Annotated in this window: 3 protein-coding genes and 1 pseudogene; 2 read left to right on the forward strand and 2 right to left on the reverse strand. The window is 44.7% G+C overall.

The window, feature by feature from the left end:
* Window positions 1-773 (reverse strand): EamA family transporter (locus ACS8FD_RS13015; protein ID WP_439276208.1); only part of this gene is annotated, 773 nt, incomplete at its 3' end.
* A gap of 268 nt (window positions 774-1041) precedes the next feature.
* Between ACS8FD_RS13015 and ACS8FD_RS13020 the strand changes: the two genes are divergently transcribed.
* Window positions 1042-1509: an Lrp/AsnC family transcriptional regulator gene (locus ACS8FD_RS13020; protein WP_439262765.1), complete on the forward strand. Its 468-nt coding sequence runs from the start codon at window positions 1042-1044 to the stop codon at window positions 1507-1509.
* An 8-nt stretch (window positions 1510-1517) separates the two neighbouring features.
* Here ACS8FD_RS13020 and ACS8FD_RS13025 read toward each other — a convergent pair whose 3' ends face one another.
* On the reverse strand, window positions 1518-1826 hold the full coding sequence (locus ACS8FD_RS13025; RefSeq protein WP_439262767.1) for a hypothetical protein: 309 nt from the start codon (window positions 1824-1826) through the stop codon (window positions 1518-1520).
* A 241-nt stretch (window positions 1827-2067) separates the two neighbouring features.
* On the opposite strand from ACS8FD_RS13025, the pseudogene ACS8FD_RS13030 reads away from it, so the two are divergent.
* Window positions 2068-2387: pseudogene (locus ACS8FD_RS13030) on the forward strand (YgiQ family radical SAM protein); the annotation flags it as partial.

Genomic DNA, 2387 nt, shown 5'->3' on the forward strand with positions numbered 1-2387 from the left:
GTTTTCATCGCCAGCACGCTTAAAACACCCAAGCCAATCAGCATCATAATAAAAAAGCCCGAGCCGCCAACCAAACTTAAGCTATCCGGCGCCATAAAAAATAAATACCCCAAAGCAAATGGCGCAAATATCGTCAAATCTACCAAAAGCCCAGTAACCGCACCAACCCCCTGCAAGCGGCGCAAAATATAATATAACGGATACGTGCCGCACACCCAAAGGGTTGCCCATGAGATGCTTTGGGTGCGAATGATTTCACTGCCAACGCCTAACGCGGCAAAGCCCACCGCTAGCCACTGCAAGCGGCTTAATTTTTCACCAAATAAGACACAGCCAAACACCACCATCATAAGCGGAAATAAAAAATATCCCATCGCGGTTTGTACGCCTTGGCCATTGACCGGTGCCCACATAAATAGCCAAAACTGACTTAAAAATATTGGCGTTGGCAATAATAGCCACGCCCATTGCTTGAGGCTGCCAAGCGATTTTAATTTATCAATGTGCCCTGTCAGCTGACCGCTAAAAGTTAAAAAACCAACCAGTGCCGCCCACATCGCCAGCATGCGCCAGATAAATACCTGCGTACCTGATAATGGTGCCAAAAAGCTACTGTAAGCATATAGCACCCCAAATAAAACATTGGATAAAATAGCTAATGCTGCGCCCATCATCAGCGTTCGCTCCTGTGCGCTACCCGACGCCCATACCGCAGGCATCGGCAGCCGTGACAAGGTCGCGTGAAGCGCACCGGATAAAGTAGACGTTGACATAAAAGCACCTTGATTTAGCGAGTGAGTAGAAGAAGATCGGTTATAGGGTTTATCGGTTAACCACTCTGAAATGGTTAACGACTATCATACAGACGTCCTCCAATAAAAAATCTCTATAAAACCTCGTTTATAACTTTATTTATCATAATTTTCGATATTTTCTATACTTATTATCATATCCTCTATAATAGTGATAATAACTACATTTTTCATATTTATGATTTAAGCATGCGCTAATAACCATTACGATTTAACAGAGTATGATCCTATGAGCCAGTCTTTAGACGCCACCGACAAAGCCATTTTAAACCTCCTTCAAGACGATGCCACGCTGCCGCTAAAGACGATCGCCGAACACGTCCATGTGTCCATCGCTACCGCCCAGCGCCGCATTCAAACACTGACAGACACAGGCGTGATCACCAAGCAAGTCGCCATCGTAGATCCTAATAAGGTCGGCTATAGTTTGACGGCGATTGTGATGGTTGAGATGGCGCGCTCAAATAACTCGATGCAGCACCGATTTGAGCGCTTAATGAACGCGCAGGCGCAAGTGATGAGCTGCTATGAGGTGTCGGGCGATGCCGACTTTATGCTGATGGTGAGTGCCAAAAACATGAGCGATTATCATCAATTTACGCGCAATCTACTGACGTATGAGAACAACGTGCGCAACTTTAAAAGTCAGTTTGTGATGAACTTTACCAAAAGTGGCACGAAGATTTATTTAGATTGATCCATATGCTAAGGCTGCTTGTTTGGCGTTATCAGATATAGCAGAAAAGGGATGGCAAAAATAATCGCTATAAAGGCGTAAACAAATAAGACAGACAACCATGTACCGACATGAATGCCGCCATGCGTCATATTTATCCAATATTCAAAAGTGATCAGCGCCATGCCCGCTATGGGCACCAGCATCGCTATCATTAAATATTTATAAGTAAAGAATTTGCGGCAAAAACGACCTTTTTGATAATAATAAACCGTCGTTATTAGATAAATAAGCACGACAACTGGCATAAAGTACACAAGTAAAATCATCGAGAGCATTTTCGATTCCATTAAGTAAACCGCACTATCAATAAAATAGGCCTTTATGGTTCACTATACCCCATTTAATCCATCATTTTACCTTATGCTATCAATCACTTATCGAAGACTTACTATAAATCAGCATTCACACCATGAGTGCAATTCATGGTAAGATGAGCGCCTTTTTATGCATCAGCGACTGCGGCAATACATTGTCCATCTGTCGCGATTGCCAACACGCTATTAATAGGGTCACCTCATGTCTGCCGATACCATCGCTCGCACCGCCTTCAAACAAGGCGTCAAGCCACTATATGACTACGATAAGCATTGGGCAAGCTGCTATGAGCCTGCGCCTTATTTGCCGATGACGCGTGCTGAGATGGACACGCTGGGCTGGGATGCGTGCGATGTGATTATCATCTCAGGTGATGCCTATGTCGATCATCCAAGCTTTGGTATGGCAATTATCGGGCGATTATTAGAATCGCAAGGCTTTCGCGTCGGCATCATCGCGCAGCCAGATTGGAAGAGCAAAGACGCCTTTATGGAGCTTGGCAAACCGGTCTACGCCTATGG

Source organism: Psychrobacter sp. 1U2 (assembly GCF_051847575.1).

Excerpts from the sequence above, each read along its gene's own strand:
- ACS8FD_RS13025 (WP_439262767.1), bottom strand. The coding sequence starts at position 1,826 with ATGCTCTCGATGATTTTACTTGTGTACTTTATGCCAGTTGTCGTGCTT.
- ACS8FD_RS13020 (WP_439262765.1), top strand. The coding sequence starts at position 1,042 with ATGAGCCAGTCTTTAGACGCCACCGACAAAGCCATTTTAAACCTCCTT.